The organism is Flavobacterium piscis, from assembly GCF_001686925.1.
In the GTDB taxonomy this organism is placed as follows: Bacteria; Bacteroidota; Bacteroidia; order Flavobacteriales; family Flavobacteriaceae; genus Flavobacterium; species Flavobacterium piscis.
In genome coordinates, this window is record NZ_LVEN01000046.1 from 194,243 (window position 1) to 214,286 (window position 20,044).

Genomic DNA, 20,044 nt, shown 5'->3' on the forward strand with positions numbered 1-20,044 from the left:
TTTTCAAAATTCTGAAAACGGGATTTTTTATGTTTTAAAGTTCGTTTTAAAGAATCTCCTCGCAGGTAAAAACCTCTTTCAATCGAACACCTTTCTCCGTATGTTCAACTGTTATAATTTGATTGTGTGCGTCATGTTCTAAGAACAAATAATAATTATTATCCGCTGCCGCATTCAAAAATTTCGATTTTTCCGGCATTGTCAATAAAGGTCTTGTGTCGTACCCCATAACATAGGGCAACGGAATATGTCCGGCTGTCGCCAGTAAATCGGCACAAAAAACAATGGTTTTATCATTATATTGAATGTGCGGAATCATTTGTTTTTCAGTATGACCGTCGACGTAATAAATTCCTAAATTCATTTCTTCCGAAAAGCCAAAATCAGATTCAGGACGTTTTATAAAATTCAATTGTCCGCTTTCCTGCATGGGTAAAATATTCTCCGCTAAAAATGATGCTTTTTCGCGGGCGTTGGGTTTTGTTGCCCAATTCCAATGATTTTCGTTCGTCCAAAATTTAGCATTTTTAAAAGCCGGTTCATAAAATGTTTTATCCGAATTCCACTGAACGCTTCCTCCACAATGGTCAAAATGCAAATGCGTCATAAAAACATCCGTAATATCATCTCGGCTAAAACCATATTTCGCTAATGATTTATCTATCGAATGAGATCCCCAAAGCGAATAATAACCAAAAAACTTCTCAGATTGTTTATCGCCCATTCCTGTATCAATTAAAATCAGTCGGTTTCTATCTTCGATCAGTAAACAACGCGCCGCAATATCAATTAAATTATTGGCATCTGCGGGATTGGTTTTGTTCCAGATTGTTTTTGGTACAACACCAAACATGGCGCCGCCATCTAACTTAAAATTTCCGGATTCTATTGGGTAAAGTTTCATGAGAAAAAATTTCTAGTATTAAAAACAAAGCTAGGAAATCCAATCTCTTTATACTAAGCATTCTTTAAATAATATTTTTTTGTATATATAAAGATTGTCCACTGATTTTACGGATTTACGCAGATTTTTTTAGTTTAATCAAATTTTCAAACCTTGGCACAAATAAAAAAATCTGTGTCAATCTGTTAGATCAGTAAAATCAGTGGGCTAAAAGTCAGTGATTATTCAAGCGTAATCGAAGTACTTCCCATTATTTCCTGTTTGTCGAAGAAGTTGACAAAATAAGTTCCTTTTTTAAATGCACTTTCATCAGCATTTAAAATCCCGTAAACATTTGCCGCTTTTCCCTGAAAATCTACGGCCACAATAAAACTATAAACCAGAGCTTTATCATTTCCAAATTCAATTAATTTATTTTCACCCAGAACCTTATTTTTCTGATCTAAAACCTGAATATAAAAAACTTTTTTTCCTGTTTTTGCAACAGCATTCCCATTAACAGAAAAACTTACTTTTAGCTTTTTAGTATTTTTTGCTTTCTGTGTCTCCAGTTCTTGTCCCGATTTTTTTTCCTTAAGCGCTATTACACTAAAATTATTTGTCACCAGCTTCGAAGCATCTTTTAAGGTCGATTCTAATTTTTTTTGTTTAGAAACCAAAGTGTCATTCTCTGTCTTTTGTTTGTACATGACGACATTCTGACTTTCTATTTCGCTAAGTAAATTTTTATTCTGAGATTTTAATTTTTTAATTTCAATCACTTTAGATTCTAATGCGATTTTCATGTCTGAAAGCTGTTTTCGATATACCTGAATTTGCTCAGCAGAAGGATTTTTAGAAGCTTTTATAATTTCCATCAGGTTTTCGATGTTTCTTTTTTCAAGTTCTAATTGTTGAGACAAAGAAGTTTTCTCTAAAATAGCTACATCATAAGCTAGTTTTAAAGTACTTAAAGAATCTAAAATATTTTTTTGAGAAAGTGACTCAGAACTTGATTCACTAAATTTCTGATCTGTTGCTATCTTCTTGATTTTCTTATCAGTATCATGTAATTCTTCACTAAAAATAAAGACTGCAGCACCTATTCCAAAAACAAAAAATACTGCCAAAAGTGCTTTAATCCACTTATTTATGTATTGTTTTTTCATAATTCTTCCCAATTTTTCGCAAAAGTAACAATAAAAAAATGTCTGTAATGCGTATAAATACGCTTTTTTAACACTTAGTAGTAACTATTGACAAGTAAATCTTATGAAATTGGCAGCTTTTTAAATTTTCGATAAAAAATGCTTATAAACAAATAAACCACATTAACAATGATATTTGATTTAGCAATATAACTAATATCTATTTTAACATTTGTTATAATAATGTGAAGCGTTATGGAAAAAGGTTTTTAAGTCGTATCTTTGCAGATAATTTTATTTCAACATTGAAAGACAGCACTTTAAAATGTAATCAATTAATTACGATTTTGAAATGCAGATTTAAATGAAAGCAAAAAATAAATACCATAAACAATGATAAAAGTTTCTGATACAGCCAAAAAGAAAATCATCGACTTGATGAAAGATGATGGTTTTGATGCTGCACACGACTATGTAAGAGTAGGCGTGAAAAGTGGCGGATGCTCTGGTTTGTCTTATGATTTAAAATTTGACAAAGCCAAAGGCGACGACGATAAAATATTTGTAGACAACGACATAACGATTGCAGTTGAAAAAAAATCATTTCTATATTTAGCCGGAACAATTCTTGAATTTTCAGGCGGATTAAACGGAAAAGGTTTTGTGTTTAACAATCCAAATGCAAGCAGAACTTGTGGTTGCGGAGAATCTTTTTCACTATAAATTAAAGTCTAAAAGCAAAAATTTAAACGGTTAAAAAATTTATTTTAAGCGTTTTAAAAAACTAAAAAATGTCAAAATACACAGAAGACGATTTAAAAATCGAACTCGAAACGAAAGAATACGAATACGGATTTTATACCGATATAGAATCGGAGACGTTTCCTATTGGCTTAAACGAAGATATCGTAAGAGCTATTTCTCTTAAAAAAGAAGAGCCGGAATGGATGACCGAATGGCGCATCGAGGCTTTTCGTGCCTGGAAAGAAATGATTGAACCGGAATGGGCAAATGTTCATTATGTAAAACCAGACTTTCAGGCGATTTCTTATTATTCAGCTCCAAAACAAGTAGATCCAAACAAAACTTTGGATGATGTAGATCCGGAACTTTTAGAAATGTACAAAAAGTTAGGAATCTCTGTAGACGAACAAAAAATGATGAACAATGTCGCTATGGATATTGTGGTCGATTCTGTTTCTGTGGCTACTACTTTCAAGAAAACATTAGGAGAAAAAGGAATTATTTTCTGTCCTATTTCTGAAGCTATCAAAGAACATCCAGAATTAGTTCGTAAATATTTAGGAACAGTTGTACCTCAAAAAGACAACTTCTACGCAGCATTAAACTCAGCGGTTTTCTCTGACGGAAGTTTCTGTTATATTCCAAAAGGCGTTCGTTGCCCAATGGAACTTTCAACTTATTTCAGAATCAATCAGGCAGGAACAGGACAATTCGAAAGAACACTTGTTATTGCAGATGCGGGAAGTTACGTATCCTACCTTGAAGGTTGTACTGCTCCAAGTCGTGACGAAAATCAATTGCACGCTGCTGTGGTTGAATTAATCGCTTTGGATGATGCTGAAATTAAATATTCTACTGTTCAAAACTGGTTTCCTGGAAACAAAGAAGGAAAAGGTGGAGTTTATAACTTCGTAACAAAAAGAGGTCTATGCGAAACAAACGCTAAAATTTCATGGACACAAGTTGAAACAGGTTCTGCTGTAACCTGGAAATATCCTTCTTGTGTACTTAAAGGAGACAATTCGGTAGGAGAATTTTATTCGATTGCCGTTACCAATAATTACCAACAGGCAGATACCGGAACTAAAATGATCCATTTAGGTAAAAATACTAAATCGACTATTATTTCTAAAGGTATTTCGGCTGGTAAATCACAAAATAGTTACCGTGGATTAGTGCAAATTAGCCCTAGAGCTGAGAATGCAAGAAACTTTTCGCAATGTGATTCCTTATTAATGGGTAACAATTGTGGAGCGCATACTTTCCCTTATATTGAAAGTAAAAATCCATCGGCTAAAATCGAGCACGAAGCAACTACAAGTAAAATTGGAGAAGATCAGGTTTTTTATTGCAACCAAAGAGGTATCCCAACTGAAAAAGCGATTGCCTTAATTGTAAACGGTTTCAGTAAAGATGTATTGAACAAATTACCAATGGAATTTGCTGTTGAAGCTCAAAAATTATTAGAGATTTCTTTAGAAGGATCTGTAGGTTAATTGCAAGATGGAAGGAAAGAAAGTCATTATTTTAGGTTCATCCAGAAAAAACGGAAATACAACAAAAATTGTAGACGAGATTTCTAAAGAACACGGAATAGAGGTAATTAATTTGAGTGATTTTAACATTTCCTATTATGATTACGAAAGCAAAAACAGAGAAGATGATTTTTTGCCTCTAATAAAAGGTATTATCGAAAATTACGACACTTTAATTTTTGCAACTCCCATATATTGGTACAATATGAGTGGAATCATGAAGGTTTTCTTTGATCGCATTTCGGATTTAATCAGAATTGAGAAAGAAACCGGACGAAAACTAAGAGGAAAGAAAATTGGCGTGATATCAAATTCACACGATAATGAAATCGAAGAAAGTTTTTACATTCCGTTCAAAAAATCAGCCGATTATTTAGGCATGGAATATTTAGGACACGCGCATTTTAATGCCAACATCCTAAACCAAACAACAAAAATAGAATTGACATTTATATAAAAATAAAAAAACAATGTTATCAATAAAAAACCTTCACGCCGGAATTGGTGATAAAGAAATCCTTAAGGGAATTAATATAGAAGTTAAAGCTGGCGAAGTACACGCTATCATGGGACCAAACGGTTCTGGAAAAAGTACACTTTCTGCAGTTATTGCAGGAAACGAAAACTACGAAGTTACTGACGGACAGGTTTTCCTTGACGGAGAAGATCTTGCTGATCTTGCCCCTGAAGAAAGAGCACACAAAGGCGTTTTCCTTTCGTTTCAATATCCTGTAGAAATTCCTGGAGTTAGTGTAACTAACTTTATGAAAACTGCCATCAACGAAACTCGTAAAGCAAACGGTCAAGCCGAAATGCCTGCGAACGAAATGCTGAAAGTTATTCGTGAGAAATCTGAATTATTAGAAATCGATCGTAAATTTTTATCTCGTTCTTTAAACGAAGGTTTTTCTGGAGGAGAGAAAAAAAGAAACGAGATTTTTCAAATGGCCATGTTAGAGCCAAAATTAGCTATCCTTGACGAAACAGATTCTGGTCTTGATATCGATGCTTTAAGAATTGTGGCTAACGGAGTTAACAAATTGAAAAGCGAGAAAAACGCAATTATCGTAATCACACACTACCAACGTTTGCTAGATTATATCGTTCCGGATTTCGTTCACGTTCTTTACAACGGAAGAATCGTAAAATCAGGCGGAAAAGAATTGGCTTACGAATTGGAAGAAAAAGGATACGACTGGATTAAAGCGGAGAACTAGTCAGTCTGAAAGTCTAAAGTCATAAAGTCAAAAGTAGAGCATGAGTAAATTTAGATCTTTTGAAGAAATAAATTCATGGCAGAAATCCAGGATCTTCAATAAGAAAATATATTTAGTTACTGAAAATTCTAATTTCAAAAAAGACTTTGATTTCGTTAGACAAATAAGACGTGCATCACTTTCTATATCATCAAATATAGCAGAAGGTTTTGAAAGAAATACAGATAAAGAGTTTGTTTATTTTTTATACGTAGCCAAAGCATCTGCAGGAGAAGTTAGATCTCAACTATATTTAGCTTTTGATTTAGAATATATTATAAAAGAAGAATTTGAAATGCTTTTAGATTCGGTAACTGAAATATCGAAATTATTAAGCGGTTTCATTAAATATTTGAGTCAAAAGTCATAAAGTCAAAAGTTGCAAGTCTGTTTAGACTCAACTTAGTTTATGATTTTTTCACAAAAATAGTCGACAATCCAAAGTCTTTTGACTTTCGACTTTCGACTTTAAGACTAATAAACAAAATGGATTTAAAAGAAAAATTAGTATCGTCTTTTATGGCTTTTGAAGAGCGTGTCGATGTACATTCAGATTTGCATGACATTCGCACAAATGCCTTAAAAAACTTCGAAAATAAAGGTTTCCCAACCAAAAAAGAAGAAGCTTGGAAATATACATCCCTAAACGCCATCTTAAAAAATGACTTTACGGTTTTTCCTAAGCAGGAAAATGCAATCGAATTTAATCAGGTAAAAAAATACTTTTTACACGAAATCGACACTTATAAATTAGTGTTTATTGATGGCGTTTTTAGTTCGCATTTGTCTTCTACGACGCATGACGGAATTGATGTTTGCCTGATGTCATCGGCTTTGACTAAACCAAAATATAAAATGGTTATAGACAAATATTTCAACCAAATTGCAAGTAAAGACGAAAGCTTGACTTCGTTGAATACTGCTTTTGCAAGCGAAGGAGCCTTCATTAATATTCCACAAAAGAAAGTCGCTGACAAACCTATCGAGATCATGTATTTCTCAACAGGAAACGAAGCTGCTTTATTGGTTCAGCCAAGAAATTTGGTTATTGTGGGTGAAAATTCGCATGTTCAAATTATCGAACGTCACCAGAGTTTGAATGAAAATCCGGTTTTAACCAATTCGGTTACAGAGATTTTTGCTCAAAAACGTGCGATTGTTGACTATTACAAAATTCAAAACGATAATAGCGAGGCGAATTTAGTTGATAACACTTATGTTTCGCAACAGCAGGAAAGTCACGCTTATGTACATACTTTTTCGTTTGGAGGAAATTTAACGCGTAACAATTTGAATTTTTATCACTTTGGTGAAAGATTGACAAGTACGCTTAACGGAATCACGATTCTTAACGATAAACAACACGTTGATCATTATACTTTAGTAAAACATTCACAACCAAATTGCGAAAGTTTCCAGGATTATAAAGGAATTTTTTCTGATCGTTCAACAGGAGTTTTCAACGGAAAAATATTGGTAGAAAGAGAAGCTCAAAAAACAAATGCTTTCCAAAAAAGCAACAACATTTTATTGAGTGACAAAGCAACTATCAATGCAAAACCGCAATTAGAAATTTTTGCTGATGACGTAAAATGTTCTCACGGTTGTACTATTGGACAATTAGATGAAACGGCTATGTTCTACATGCAATCACGTGGTATTCCTAAAAAAGAAGCAAAAGCTTTATTGATGTACGCATTTTCAAATGCCGTTATTGAAAGCATTAAAATACCGGAATTGAAACAAAGAATTACTAAAATCATTGCCGTGAAATTAGGTGTGAATTTAGGATTTGATTTGTAAAAACTTAACCGCAATCCCGATAGCTATCGGGAGCTAAGGTTTACGCAAGGTTCGCAAAGTTTTTATATAAGCTTTGCGAACTTTGCGGTTTTATACTTTGCGCTCTTTGCGGTTAAATTTTATTTTTTTACTGCAGAAATCACATCTTTCAAAAAACCATTAAAATCAAATCCCTGATCGTCTTCTTTCAAACCCATTCTCACGATTACCATATCTAGTGAAGGAATAATTGCCACCATTTGTCCCTGATATCCGCTGCAATAAAACATATCACGAGGCACATCCGGGAATTTTCCTCCAGCGTTTAGCCAAAACTGCGCTCCATATTTTCCTTCAGAAGTATTTGTTGGTGTCGCGGTGTATTTAACCCAGCTTTCATCAAGGATTTGTTCGCCGTTCCAGTTTCCTTTATGAAGATATAATAATCCAAATTTCGACCAATCTCTGGCCGTTGCCCAGGCATAAGATGAGCCAACAAATGTTCCTGCCATATCTTGTTCCACAATCATCGAATTCATTCCTATTTTATCGATTACGGCACTGTACCAAAAATCAAGATATTCCTGTTGTGTTTTAAACTGACTTTTCAAAATTCCGGACAATAAATTGGTTGTTCCTGACGAATAATTCCAATGGGTATTGGGTTTAAACTGAGCCGGTTTTTCGCGCTGTACTTTGGCCATATCTCCAGATTGAAAAAGCATTATTGTCGCATCACAAATTTTGCTGTAATTCTCTTCCCATTCTAAACCGGAATTCATATGCAGCAAATCGTTTATAGTGATAATTTTACGTTCGTCATTTTGCCATTCTGCAATTGGTGCAGGTTTGTAAATATCTATTTTACCTTGTTTGGCTAAAACTCCAAAAGCCGAATTGGTAATACTTTTTGTCATCGACCAGCCTAAAATTTTACTGTCTTTATTAAAGTCCTTATCGTATTGTTCGGCTATCAATTTGTCTTTATACAAAACTACAACGGCGCGTGTTCTTTTTGCTTTTCCTCCATTTTTATCGAAAGAATCGTCAACCATTTTTTTTAATTTCGAATAATCTACATTCGAAAATAGCGTATCTTTTGGTTCATTATTACCGTAAGGAAAAGGCAAATTATTGACTAATTTAGTTCGTTTAGGAAGCAGATAAGGTTTCGAAATATCATAATCATCATCAATTAAAGTTGCTCCTAAACCTTCACGATAAATCGCCTTTCTTTCTTTTAAACCATAAACAGAAGATGTTGCAAATTTTCCGGCTTCATCAATTGTATTTGATGCCAATTCCATTAAAGGAATATCATTATCACTTTTTTCGATTAATTCTTTCGACCGATGATCTAAAAAATGTCCCGAAGCAATACTTTTGGCCGAAAAGCCAGAGATTAATTCAAGCTTTGGATAAGTAGTAAATCCAAAATAAAAAAGTACAATCAGAAAAACAAGTGCCAGTAACCTGAGGATTTTTTTCATATTCACAAAAGATATTTTTACTGCAATATAAATAATTTATAGTCACGATTTTAGCATCTAATTTACATTTTGAATTCACATAATTTACAAAACGCAACTTAATTTTACAGAATCAACATTCAAGACTTCGATTGATAGTGCCATAAAAGGAAATTATAGTTTTGATGGATAAACCAATTTAGTTTTAGTACTTTTGTAAATAGAATTTTTCTAAATAAGACATGCTAGATATCCAAAAAATAAGAGCTGATTTTCCGATACTTTCGGAAAAAGTAAACGGAAAACCATTAGTATATTTCGATAACGGGGCAACCTCACAGAAACCACAAATTGTGATCGATGCGATTGCGACCTATTATCAGGAAATAAATGCCAACATTCACCGTGGTGTTCACACACTAAGTCAATTGGCGACTGATGCTTACGAAATTTCAAGAGTAAAAATCCAACATCATATCAATGCTAAGTTGTCTCACGAAGTACTTTTTACCTCAGGAACAACATTCGGAATCAATTTAGTAACGAATGGTTTTGCTTCAATTTTAAAACCAGGCGATGAAGTAATTGTTTCCTCTTTAGAGCATCATAGTAATATTGTGCCTTGGCAAATGTTGTGTGAGAAAACCGGAGCAACTCTTAGAGTTATTCCAATGAATGAAGACGGTGAGTTGATTATGGAAGCTTTTGAGGCTTTACTTTCAGAAAAAACTAAAGTTGTAACTGTAAATCATATTTCGAACGCATTAGGAATCATCAATCCTATAAAATATATGATCGAAAAAGCACACGCTGTTGGCGCTGCAGTTTTGATCGATGGTGCGCAGGCTGTTCCGCATTTAAAACCGGATGTTCAGGATTTAGATTGTGATTTTTATGCCTTTTCGGGACATAAAATGTGCGGTCCGACCGGAACTGGAATTTTATACGGAAAAGAAGAATGGTTAAACAAATTGCCTCCTTATCAGGGTGGCGGAGAAATGATCAAAGAAGTTACTTTTGAGAAAACGACTTATGCTGATCTTCCTCATAAATTTGAAGCCGGAACTCCAAATATTGCCGGCGGAATTGTTTTAGGAACTGCTGTTGATTATTTAAACAACATTGGTTTCCATAACATTCAAAAACAAGAAGAAAAATTGCTAGAACATGCTACAAAGCGTCTTTTAGAAATAGAAGGTCTAAAAATTTACGGAACCGGAAAAAATAAAGCTTCTGTAGTTTCGTTTAATATAGATGGAATTCATCCTTACGATATTGGTTCAATTATCGACAAATTAGGAATTGCAGTTAGAACCGGACATCATTGTGCACAACCCATCATGAACTTTTTCTGCATTCCCGGAACAATCCGTGCTTCGTTTTCTTTCTACAATACAATAGAAGAAATTGATGCAATGGTTGAAGCGGTGAAGAAAGCAAAAACCATGTTAAGCTAAAAAAATTATGAGAATACTATCTTTATTGCTTTTAACGATTTTCATCGGAACAAGCTGCTCTAGCCAAAAAACGAGCGATATGACATCAACACAAATGGAATATTCGGCTGTTTCAAGAGGCCTGTATAAATTGGTAATTGTTCAAAATAAAACAGTTTCGGTTACCAATGGTAAAAATACGCAGCCAGTAGTAACTAACTTAAGTGACGCTCAATGGAAAGAGATTGTAGCGGAATTTTCGAAAATTAATTTAGAAAGTATTCCAACATTAAAAGGACCTACTGAAAAACGTTTTTATGATGGTGCCGCGATTGGAAATTTAAAAATAGTTCAGAATCAGAAGATCTACGAAACGCCAGGTTTTGACAATGGCTATCCTCCTAAGGAAATAGAAAAATTGGTAAATTTGCTCGTAGGTTTCACGAAAGAATAATTATGACAATAAAAGAAATACAAAACGAAATAATAGATGAATTCTCGATGTTCGACGATTGGATGCAACGCTACGAATACATCATCGAATTAGGAAAAAGTCTTCCTTTGATTCAAGAAGAATACAAAACAGAAGAGAATTTAATCAAAGGCTGTCAATCGAAAGTTTGGCTGCAAGGAGAACAAAAAGACGATAAAATTGTTTTTACTGCTGATAGTGACGCGATTTTAACCAAAGGAATTATCGCCATTTTAATTCGTGCGTTTTCGAATCAAAAAGCAGAAGACATTATAAATGCAGATACTCAGTTTATTGACGAAATTGGTTTAAAAGAGCATTTATCTGCCACTCGCGCAAACGGATTGGTTTCGATGATTAAAAACATCAAAATGTACGCTTTGGCTTTTGATTCTAAAAATAGAAATTAAAATTTTTAAACATAATGTTTTTAATATGAACCATTAAGTTATTAAGTTTCATAAAGAAGTAGAAGCTTAATTTTCTTAATATCTTAATGGTATAAAAAAAACACTTGCTGTTTAAATGAACTTACATCACTTACATGGTGGAAAAAAAATAAAAACAAAGAAAATGGAACAAGAAATAGACACAAACGAATTAGGAGAATCAATTGTAAAGGTTTTAAAAAGCATTTACGATCCTGAGATTCCTGTAGACATATATGAGTTAGGATTAATTTATGACGTAATGGTAAATACAGATTACGAAGTAAAAATCCTGATGACATTAACATCACCTAACTGTCCGGTTGCGGAAAGTTTACCAAGAGAAGTAGAAGAAAAAGTAAAAACAATCGAAAACATTAAAGATGTTGATGTTGAAATTACTTTCGATCCGCCATGGAGTAAAGATTTAATGAGCGAAGAAGCAAAATTAGAATTAGGAATGCTTTAATAAAATTTGTTTCAAGTTTAAGGTTTCAGGTTTCAACAACTTGAAACCTGAAACTTGAAACTAACTTTTTCATATGGAAGAAATTATCAATAAAGTTGCCAATAGTGCCTTAGAAGTTTTTGATCTTGAGGATTATTATCCAAAAGGAGCGCGTGTGCAAATTGACATTTCGCAATGGCTTTTAGAAGGATTTTTATTGAAAGAAAAAGACTTTAGAGAGCACTTAAAAAATCACGATTGGTCGCAATATCAAGATCAATATGTGGCTATAAACTGCAGTACAGATGCTATTGTTCCTGCCTGGTCGTCTATTCTGGTAGCGATTCAATTAGCGCCTTATGCTAAAAAAGTAGTCAACGGAACTATCGAAGATTTAGATGCAAGCTTATATGAAGAGATTCTAAGCAAACTTGATTATTCTGACTACAAAAACAAACCTGTTATTGTAAAAGGCTGTTCGAAAAAACCGGTTCCAACTCGCGCGTATATTTTAGCCGCAACTTACCTGCAACCTTTTGCAAGAAGTATTATGTATGGCGAAGCTTGCTCAGCAGTACCTTTATACAAAGAATCTAAGAAATAACTTTCTTTACGGTCGATAATCCCAAAGCTTTTAACGGTTTTTTAGTATATTTGTTCTTATACATTTAAACTATATACCATGAGAAAGCTAACATTATTACTTTTTATTTTAGCGAACTTAACTTTTGTTCAAGCCCAAAATTCTGAAAAAGAATTAATCCAAAACACTGAAAAAGCAGTAAAGAAAATTAATGATACTATCGAGGGAGAAGGCTGGAAAGCAAAAGGAACAGTTTCTCTTTTGCTAAATCAATCGAGCTTTAATAACTGGATTGCAGGAGGTGAAGATAGCTTTTCAGGAACCTTGGGAATCAACTATGATTTCAATTACAAAAAGGACGATCTTACGTGGGATAATAAAGTTTTAGCTTCTTACGGACTTTTACAAACTAAAAATGCCGACTACGAAAAAAAGACTGATGACCGTCTTGAATTCAACTCAATCCTTGGAAAAAGAGCTTTTGGTGAATGGTATTACTCTTATTTCGTGAATTTCAGAACTCAGTTTACAACCGGTTACTTATATGGCAAGGATGAGAACGGAAAGGAGATTAGAACAGAAAATACCCAATTTATGTCTCCTGGTTATCTTACTACAGGTCCGGGTATTTACTGGACAAAGGATGATAATCTAAAAATTAACTTTGCGCCTTTAACCTCGAAATTTACATTCGTAGATGGCGCTTATACTGCAGGAATCGACAGAGCAACGGGATTACCTTATGTAAGTGGTGATTATTTTGGTGTAGATGCTAATAAAACCATGCGTTACGAATTAGGTTTCTATGCATCGGTTTATTACAAATTGGCGATCATGACCAATGTAACTGCAGAGAATACTTTGAATTTATATTCTAATTATTTAGAAGATCCACAAAATGTAGATATCAATTACTCTCTGAATATTATCATGAAAGTAAACAAATTTTTATCTGCTAATTTATCCTTCCAGGCCATTTATGATGATAATGCTTTTCAGGGTTTTCAAACCAGAGAAGTATTTGGTTTAGGAGTTAATTTCGGATTCTAATCTGTAAATTTTACCGCAAAGAGCGCAAAGATTTTTATATTACATTATCATAAAATTGCAAAGTTCGCAAAGCTAAATCAACATCCAGCTTTGCGAACCTTACATTTATAAATAAGCTTTGTAAAAAAACCTTTGCGCTCTTTGCGGTAAAAATTTTATTCTTCTTCTTCCTTCTCGATTGCATCTTTATAATCCGGATACAAGAATTTATTATATGGAAATCTCGTAATATGAATTTGTCTTACAGCTTCGTAAACTCTTTCTCTAAATTCTTCAAAATTTTCTTTATTGGTTGCCGAAATAAACAGTGCATTATCTTCGCCTAAACGATGCATCCAGGTACTTTTCCACTCTTCAAGTGTGTAATGTCTTGGCGTTTTTTCAGTCATTAAATCATCCTCATCGATTGTCAAGTGTTTGTAGGCATCAATTTTATTAAAAACCATAATAACCGGTTTTTCATTTGCTTTAATATCCTGCAAAGTCTGATTTACGGATGCAATATGATCTTCAAAATCAGGATGTGAAATGTCTACAATGTGCAATAACAAATCTGCCTCGCGAACCTCATCCAGTGTACTCTTAAAAGAATCTACCAATTGAGTCGGCAGCTTTCTGATAAAACCTACTGTGTCTGACAATAGAAAAGGTAAGTTTTTAATCACTACTTTTCGAACTGTTGTATCAAGAGTTGCAAATAATTTATTCTCAACAAAAACATCACTTTTACCTACTGCATTCATCAATGTCGACTTCCCAACATTGGTATATCCTACGAGAGCCACACGAACCATTGCACCACGGTTACTGCGTTGAACACCCATTTGTTTATCGATCGTTTTTATTTTGTCTTTTAAAAGAGCAATACGATCACGAACAATACGTCTGTCTGTTTCAATCTCGGTTTCTCCGGGTCCACGCATTCCAATTCCTCCTTTTTGACGCTCAAGGTGTGTCCACATACCAGAAAGTCTAGGCAATAAATACTGACATTGCGCCAGTTCTACCTGCGTTCTTGCATACGAAGTTTCGGCTCTTTGAGCAAAAATATCAAGAATAAGGTGGGTTCTGTCTAAGATTTTACAATCTATAATTTTAGAGATATTTTTTTGTTGAGATGGCGATAATTCATCATCAAAAATTAAAGTCGATATGTCGTTTTCTTTTACAAAAAGATTGATTTCTTCAATTTTCCCTGTTCCAACAAAAGTCTTAGGATTGGGACGTTCCATTTTTTGAGAAAAGCGTTTAATAACTTCACCTCCTGCGGTAAAGGTCAAAAACTCCAATTCATCGAGATATTCGTTAAGTTTTTCTTCACTTTGATTTTGAGTCACGATACCAACAATGGCAGTTTTCTCAAAATTTATAATTTCTTTTTCTAACATAGCTTTGAATAAGGTGCAAATTTAATGATTTGTAAGGTACTAATGCTTATAGAATTCCGTTTTTAAGTTCTATTTGAGAAATTAGTGTTTCTATAAAAAAGCAAACCATTTAAAAATTCAGAATTCTAAGAATTTAATCTTAGCAAAACTTAATTTTTAAATGGCCTTTTTTTAAAGAAGTACGTTTTATTCGTAAATAAAAGTTTTTTCTGTTTTTACAATTCCGTTTTCTTCAATCTGCGAACAAGAGATTGGAAAGTTTAGTTTATTGTATTTGTATTTTCTGCTCACACCCACTAAAACGGTAGATGACGGACTAAAGTTCATTTCGTTATTATACGATATTGCTTCAAAACTAAACTCTTCTTCATGATACGAAATCATGGGTACAATTACTTTATAATTGTCACCAAACAAGCTCTGAACAATTAATTGATCTACCGATTTTTTATCATCAAAAGTATAGGTTTTAGAAATTTTATCGCCTACCAATCCTTTGTGTTTTACAACATTATCATTTACGTAAACATATTCAATTTTACCAATAATAGCCTTGTTTCTGTCTCTTGTAGTACGTCGTACAATAATACCGTTTTCTACGATATATTCGTTATCATCAACAACATTCTGGTGATTCGTACTCTTTTTGGTAATTACTTTTACTCGTGCTCCTTCGTAGCCAAAAGTTACTGTTTTGGTAATATAGTCATTACCTTCCTGGTATTTTTTAACGAATTTTGTAATATTATTATCCGCATCGTAAGAGTAGTTTACGACTTCTTTCCATTCGCTTCCAATCTTATCTTTTACAGTCTTATCAAGCAATCCTTTTGTATTGTAAAAAAAGTGCTGAACAACATCTGAAGTGGTGATAGTTTCTATTTTTCCGTCTTTAAAAACAACTGTTTTGTTGACAATTTCACCGTCTTTAGAATTTTGGTAATTTGTTTTTACAATATTGATTTGCTTTAATCTAACAGGGGCATTTTGATCCTGACTGTGCAACAAGCATGGAAAAACCATCATCATGATGGCGATAAAGTAGGTTTTCATGTAGTATTTGTATTGATTTGGGATGACCAAAATACAAAATTCAATTAAATTTTAACAGTTTAAAACTTAAAAACAACACACAATTAAATTATCATTTAAAAATCAGCACTTTAATTTCAGTTTTTAAAATTGAGCATCTTATTTTTCTCCAAAAATTTTAACATCATCAACCATAAAAGCGCCATTCAATGTTTTATCCTTTCCTGAACCTACATATCGAAACGCAATATGAATATTTCCTGAATAAGCAGATAAATCTATTCCGCCGGAACTTATAAATTGTCTTGTTGGCGTTGACAACGAAGGTAAATTTGCTTCTAATTTTGTCCATTTTGCCTTTGTGACACTTGATCCGTCAAAATTAGTGGAGATATAAACTTCTAATGCATTTAAGGGTGAATCGACTTTAAGATCGTGTTGGGCACTTCTAAAAGATAATACGGCATTTTTATACCCCGTCATGTTTATTTTGGGAGTGACCAACCAGGCAACATTCTCTGCAGCGGTTGTACTGGTGGTGTTAAATTCTGCATACCCATTTCCGGCATACAACATACTTTTCCATATTTTTGAAGCTTTTTCAACAATATTGCTCCAACCCGGCAGTGTAAAATTTACATTGTTTTTTACCGATTGAAAATCTTCTGCAAAAAACGGAACAGTTCTTTTTCCATTCATTACTAAATCTTTTTCTGACCTGATCATTAATTGATAATCCGATCCAAATTTTGTCAATATTCCTTTCACTTTTCCGCTTCCTTCGGGCACGACATGATCTGCAAAACTGGCGTAACTGCTTGTTCTGAAAATAATCTGATTACCTGTTTTATCCCGTAAATTCCAATTGGTTGAACCTCCTACATTATTGGATTCTTCAAAATAATGGCGACCAATTGCTTCTTCAGTAAATTGCACATCTTTTAGCTCAACCAAAGTATTGAGTTTATCATCATTTAGTGCTTCTTCAATAGAAATTGACTGAACCAGTTGGCTTTCATCAATTACTGTGCAGGAAGCATTCAGAACATTTTTATAATCATTTTGTGAAACCCTGCCAATAGTGGGATCGCCAGCATTACTGACGTACAGACTTCCAATTCGCATTCCTCCAAAATATAAATCTGTAAACTGGTTTTTAAGTTTTACATACACTTTATTTCCAATGCGAAAATCAATGTATGTGTTCGAAACATCAACAGGTATGCTAAATCCAATTGCAGGCCCTTTATCTGTTGCTAATGTTTGAAAAGAAATGGCTTTAAAAAAATTGCCTCCTTCATCACTCGATACTACATAAGCCTCAATGATATCATTGTAATTATATTGTTTTGGAACTGAACCTGAAAGATCCTTAACTTTTAGAACCGATTGATTAACTGCTAAATCAGGCTGTGTACATTCTAGCTTTGGAATTTCAACTTCATTATTACAACCATAAAAAAAGGAAATTGAAAACGCTAAAAAAGGGATTAAATATCTATTTTTCATTTTGAATGTGTTTTTAGAATTTATAAACTAATAGTTAGATTTACGAAATAAGTTCTTCCGTATCCATAATAATATTTAGGTCCAAATGATGGCGTTCCGCTTGAAACATCCTGATTTAATGCTCTGAAATTAGCATTCCTCGCCTGCTCAAAACCACCTGTTTTATAAGTCGCATCAAGAACATTATTTATACTTGCAAAAAGACCAACATATTTACCGGAAATACGCCAGGATTTACCTCCACTAACATTTAGTAACGAAATTGGATCGAATTTTTCTTGTTTTAGCAAAGCAGTTGCACGTTCTTCGGTGGCTTCAGGAAAAACCAAACCGCTTATTGGATTTTTATAAAAACGGGCTGTTCTGGCAATTGGCGAAACATCAATATAACTTTCGGTCATATAATTGATGTTGGCTCCCAACCACCAATATTTTGGGTCCCGATATTCTAACCCAACAGAGTAAGCTTGTTGCGGCATACCCGGTTGTTTATAGTTTTTGAGATATGATTGGCCAAAATCAAAAGTAGTTTGGGTATCTCCCTTTGCTGCATTTGCATCGTTTGTTATGGAAACATTTGGATTACTATTATAAGTATAGTTACCATACGCAACTGATAATGTACTTTTTAGTGTTGATGAAATTTGATATTCGAAACTCAGCTCTGCTCCAATGTTTTTCTTGTCGAGATGCGTTAAAGTCTGGCTTACAAATGCATCTGTATTGTTATAACTTGCTCCTCTGTCAAAAATACCTTCGGCATAAAAAAAAGAAGTTTTTGCGGTATTTTTTATCAAAGTATAATAAACGGTTGTTCGAATTTTAAGTTTGGGCGAACGGAAAACATAATTGGCTTCTGCACTGCTTATATTTTCATTTTCGATGCCGTCAACAACTGAATTATTCAGGCGTGAATTGGCAAAAGTATTTCGAAGTGATGGCGCTCTGGTAAGATGCATTCCGTTAAAAAAAAACCATTGTTTTCCAGAGATTTTATAAGTGAATCCGCCTTTAAAGCCGAAGTTTTCAAAATTCACTTTTACACTTTTACCCAAAGAAGTTGTAGGGTAAATTCCGTTTTGATAAAGACCTTCTCTTTGATAATTTGAAACTGAATACGATTGCCCCAGATAAAAATCGATCTTATTATAACTAAACTTAAACTGCGTAAAAGCATCAATTGTCGTAGCGAGAAGATTAAAATTGTAACCGTAAGTATCTCCTTTTTTTACCTGACGATTTGGATGCTGTAAATCTGATTGTGACTGATCTCCGCTGTAAAATGCATCGATATCTTCAAAATATTCACCTCCGAGCAAATCTAAAAGATATTGAAATTGATAAGATTTTAAATTTCGAAAAGTTATTCCTCCATCAAAAAAACTATTTTCGGTAATTTGGATATTTAAATTCGAATTGGCAGCAAACGTTTTATCATCTGTTCGGTCTTCATATACAACAAAATGACTTTGTGAAGGCTGATAACCTGTAATTTTTCCATCTGAATTTAATATTGGCTTTTGATTGGCGTAATACATTTCATCCCAATTGATTTGTGAATTCTCTAGAAATAGTTTTTTATTGAGTTCCGCATTTTCATAATCAGGAGTAAACGCTCCTGAAAATTCTCCGATATCTTTTCCGTAAAGTGAAGTATAATAGCTGGGTAATTTTCGATAATAAACAGGATCAGGACTATTTGCATTTTGATAATCAATCGTGCTGTTTCCTACTTTTCCAAATTGATACATTACACTCGAATTGAGGTTTGCTTTTTCATTTATTTTATAATAATGGTTGAGCATCAATAAGGGTTCTTCGACTTTTTTTATCCTTGCATTTCGTTTTTCACCATCCTGAAAACCCCAATACGAATTGTATTTTTCGTTGGTTAATTCAACCACTTCATTGGTATTTGCTGAATTTTTCCCTCTGGAATTTGGCGTGTAAAAACCTGTAAAATTCAGCGAATGTTTGTTGCTTAACTTTTTCTCTATACTTATAAAAAACGACTCAGCATCAAAATTTGTTCCTTCAAAATAACCTTCATTACCAATACGTTTTCCGGCTGATACTACATAAGCCCAACCCGAAGAATTCATTCCGGAAGCATAAGTACCATTGGCACGCCAGTTATAAGTGGTATTACTTCCTGAAAAAGTAAGCCTTGCCCCTTTTCTGTAAGTCGAAGCGCGGGTCGATATTTGTTGCGTACCCAGTATTCCTCCAAATGTAAAGTTCGAAGCTGCGGCTCCAACAGAAAATTCCTGATTTCGTAGTACATCATTCAAACCTCCCCAGTTGCTCCATTGCGGCCTTCCGTCATAAATTTTATTCATAACCATACCATTGAGCATCATAGTTCCGTTTTCGCTGTCCAGACCCCGAATTCTAAATCGGGCCTGACCCCAATTGAAAGCTGAAGCTTGCATAAAAGCATCTTTTGACGACTGTAAAAGTCCTGAAGTCATTTCTGATGAACTATTATCATCTGAAAGATCACTGTCTAATAATGTGATTAACGTTGCAGGAACATCATCTGAAAAATTGTCTTCTAATTGTAATATTCCGAGATTGACTGTTTGTTCCGGATTTGAATTTATTTTTAAAAGTAAATCTTTATATCCCTGACTTCTCAGCAGCAATAATTGCTCTCCTTTTATAGCAGAATGCAATTCGAATGTTCCGTTTGTATTGGTAAGCTGTGTGATCGAAGAATTTTGAATACTTACCACAACACTTTCAAGAGGATTTTGCGTTTTTGCATCGATTACTATTCCCGAGAAAGTAGTTTCTTGTTGTGCAAAAGCAACTCCAAAAGACAATAAAATAAAAAACAACATGTATTTCTTTCCCATGAAAAACCCAATTTACTTTGATA

General features: G+C 33.7%; 19 protein-coding genes. 12 read left to right on the forward strand and 7 right to left on the reverse strand.

What is annotated here, in order from left to right; genetic code table 11:
• Positions 1-46: 46 nt before the first annotated feature.
• Together FLP_RS21920 and FLP_RS21925 are read right to left on the reverse strand one after the other, a co-directional pair.
• A complete protein-coding gene (locus FLP_RS21920) occupies positions 47-904 on the reverse strand; it encodes an MBL fold metallo-hydrolase (protein WP_065451632.1) in 858 nt (285 codons plus the stop codon).
• Between the two features lie 221 nt (positions 905-1,125).
• Positions 1,126-2,052, reverse strand: a complete 927-nt coding sequence (locus tag FLP_RS21925) for a hypothetical protein (RefSeq protein WP_065451633.1) — start codon at positions 2,050-2,052, stop codon at positions 1,126-1,128.
• A gap of 372 nt (positions 2,053-2,424) precedes the next feature.
• On the opposite strand from FLP_RS21925, the gene FLP_RS21930 reads away from it, so the two are divergent.
• The 6 genes from FLP_RS21930 to sufD all read left to right on the forward strand — a co-directional run bounded on the left by FLP_RS21930 (position 2,425) and on the right by sufD (position 7,369).
• Positions 2,425-2,754 carry a HesB/IscA family protein gene (locus FLP_RS21930; RefSeq protein WP_065451634.1) on the forward strand — a complete coding sequence of 110 codons (330 nt, stop codon included), beginning with the start codon at positions 2,425-2,427 and terminating at the stop codon, positions 2,752-2,754.
• Positions 2,755-2,822: 68 nt separating this feature from the next.
• Positions 2,823-4,271 (forward strand): Fe-S cluster assembly protein SufB, encoded by a 1,449-nt coding sequence (gene sufB, locus FLP_RS21935; protein ID WP_065451635.1) that lies wholly within the window; start codon positions 2,823-2,825, stop codon positions 4,269-4,271.
• A gap of 7 nt (positions 4,272-4,278) precedes the next feature.
• Positions 4,279-4,767, forward strand: coding sequence for a flavodoxin family protein (locus tag FLP_RS21940; RefSeq protein ID WP_065451636.1), 489 nt, complete (start codon positions 4,279-4,281; stop codon positions 4,765-4,767).
• A gap of 13 nt (positions 4,768-4,780) precedes the next feature.
• Positions 4,781-5,527: a Fe-S cluster assembly ATPase SufC gene (gene sufC, locus FLP_RS21945; protein ID WP_065451637.1), complete on the forward strand. Its 747-nt coding sequence runs from the start codon at positions 4,781-4,783 to the stop codon at positions 5,525-5,527.
• A gap of 40 nt (positions 5,528-5,567) precedes the next feature.
• A complete protein-coding gene (locus FLP_RS21950) occupies positions 5,568-5,936 on the forward strand; it encodes a four helix bundle protein (RefSeq protein WP_065451638.1) in 369 nt (122 codons plus the stop codon).
• Between the two features lie 116 nt (positions 5,937-6,052).
• Positions 6,053-7,369, forward strand: coding sequence for a Fe-S cluster assembly protein SufD (sufD, locus tag FLP_RS21955; RefSeq protein ID WP_065451639.1), 1,317 nt, complete (start codon positions 6,053-6,055; stop codon positions 7,367-7,369).
• Between the two features lie 119 nt (positions 7,370-7,488).
• Here the strand turns inward: sufD and FLP_RS21960 are convergent, their stop codons facing one another.
• Positions 7,489-8,838 (reverse strand): serine hydrolase domain-containing protein, encoded by a 1,350-nt coding sequence (locus FLP_RS21960; protein ID WP_065451640.1) that lies wholly within the window; start codon positions 8,836-8,838, stop codon positions 7,489-7,491.
• 221 nt (positions 8,839-9,059) lie between these two features.
• On the opposite strand from FLP_RS21960, the gene FLP_RS21965 reads away from it, so the two are divergent.
• From FLP_RS21965 to FLP_RS21990, 6 genes are all read left to right on the forward strand, one after another.
• Positions 9,060-10,274 carry an aminotransferase class V-fold PLP-dependent enzyme gene (locus FLP_RS21965; protein WP_065451641.1) on the forward strand — a complete coding sequence of 405 codons (1,215 nt, stop codon included), beginning with the start codon at positions 9,060-9,062 and terminating at the stop codon, positions 10,272-10,274.
• A 79-nt stretch (positions 10,275-10,353) separates the two neighbouring features.
• Positions 10,354-10,707, forward strand: a complete 354-nt coding sequence (locus tag FLP_RS21970) for a hypothetical protein (RefSeq protein ID WP_243397603.1) — start codon at positions 10,354-10,356, stop codon at positions 10,705-10,707.
• 2 nt (positions 10,708-10,709) lie between these two features.
• Entirely contained in the window at positions 10,710-11,135 is a 426-nt protein-coding gene (locus FLP_RS21975; protein ID WP_065451643.1) for a SufE family protein, read from the forward strand.
• A 163-nt stretch (positions 11,136-11,298) separates the two neighbouring features.
• The gene (locus tag FLP_RS21980; RefSeq protein WP_055097577.1) at positions 11,299-11,622 is read left to right on the forward strand and encodes an SUF system Fe-S cluster assembly protein; all 324 of its coding nucleotides are present in this window, start codon (positions 11,299-11,301) and stop codon (positions 11,620-11,622) included.
• A gap of 73 nt (positions 11,623-11,695) precedes the next feature.
• Entirely contained in the window at positions 11,696-12,205 is a 510-nt protein-coding gene (locus FLP_RS21985) for a DUF2480 family protein (protein WP_065449320.1), read from the forward strand.
• Between the two features lie 78 nt (positions 12,206-12,283).
• Positions 12,284-13,234 carry a DUF3078 domain-containing protein gene (locus FLP_RS21990; RefSeq protein ID WP_065449321.1) on the forward strand — a complete coding sequence of 317 codons (951 nt, stop codon included), beginning with the start codon at positions 12,284-12,286 and terminating at the stop codon, positions 13,232-13,234.
• 155 nt (positions 13,235-13,389) lie between these two features.
• Here FLP_RS21990 and hflX read toward each other — a convergent pair whose 3' ends face one another.
• The 4 genes from hflX to FLP_RS22010 form a co-directional block, all read right to left on the reverse strand.
• Entirely contained in the window at positions 13,390-14,622 is a 1,233-nt protein-coding gene (gene hflX / locus FLP_RS21995) for a GTPase HflX (RefSeq protein ID WP_065451644.1), read from the reverse strand.
• A 186-nt stretch (positions 14,623-14,808) separates the two neighbouring features.
• Entirely contained in the window at positions 14,809-15,675 is an 867-nt protein-coding gene (locus tag FLP_RS22000; protein WP_065451645.1) for a hypothetical protein, read from the reverse strand.
• A 138-nt stretch (positions 15,676-15,813) separates the two neighbouring features.
• Entirely contained in the window at positions 15,814-17,163 is a 1,350-nt protein-coding gene (locus tag FLP_RS22005) for a DUF5689 domain-containing protein (protein WP_065451646.1), read from the reverse strand.
• 20 nt (positions 17,164-17,183) lie between these two features.
• Positions 17,184-20,021, reverse strand: a complete 2,838-nt coding sequence (locus FLP_RS22010; RefSeq protein ID WP_065451647.1) for a carboxypeptidase-like regulatory domain-containing protein — start codon at positions 20,019-20,021, stop codon at positions 17,184-17,186.
• Positions 20,022-20,044 lie beyond the last annotated feature (23 nt).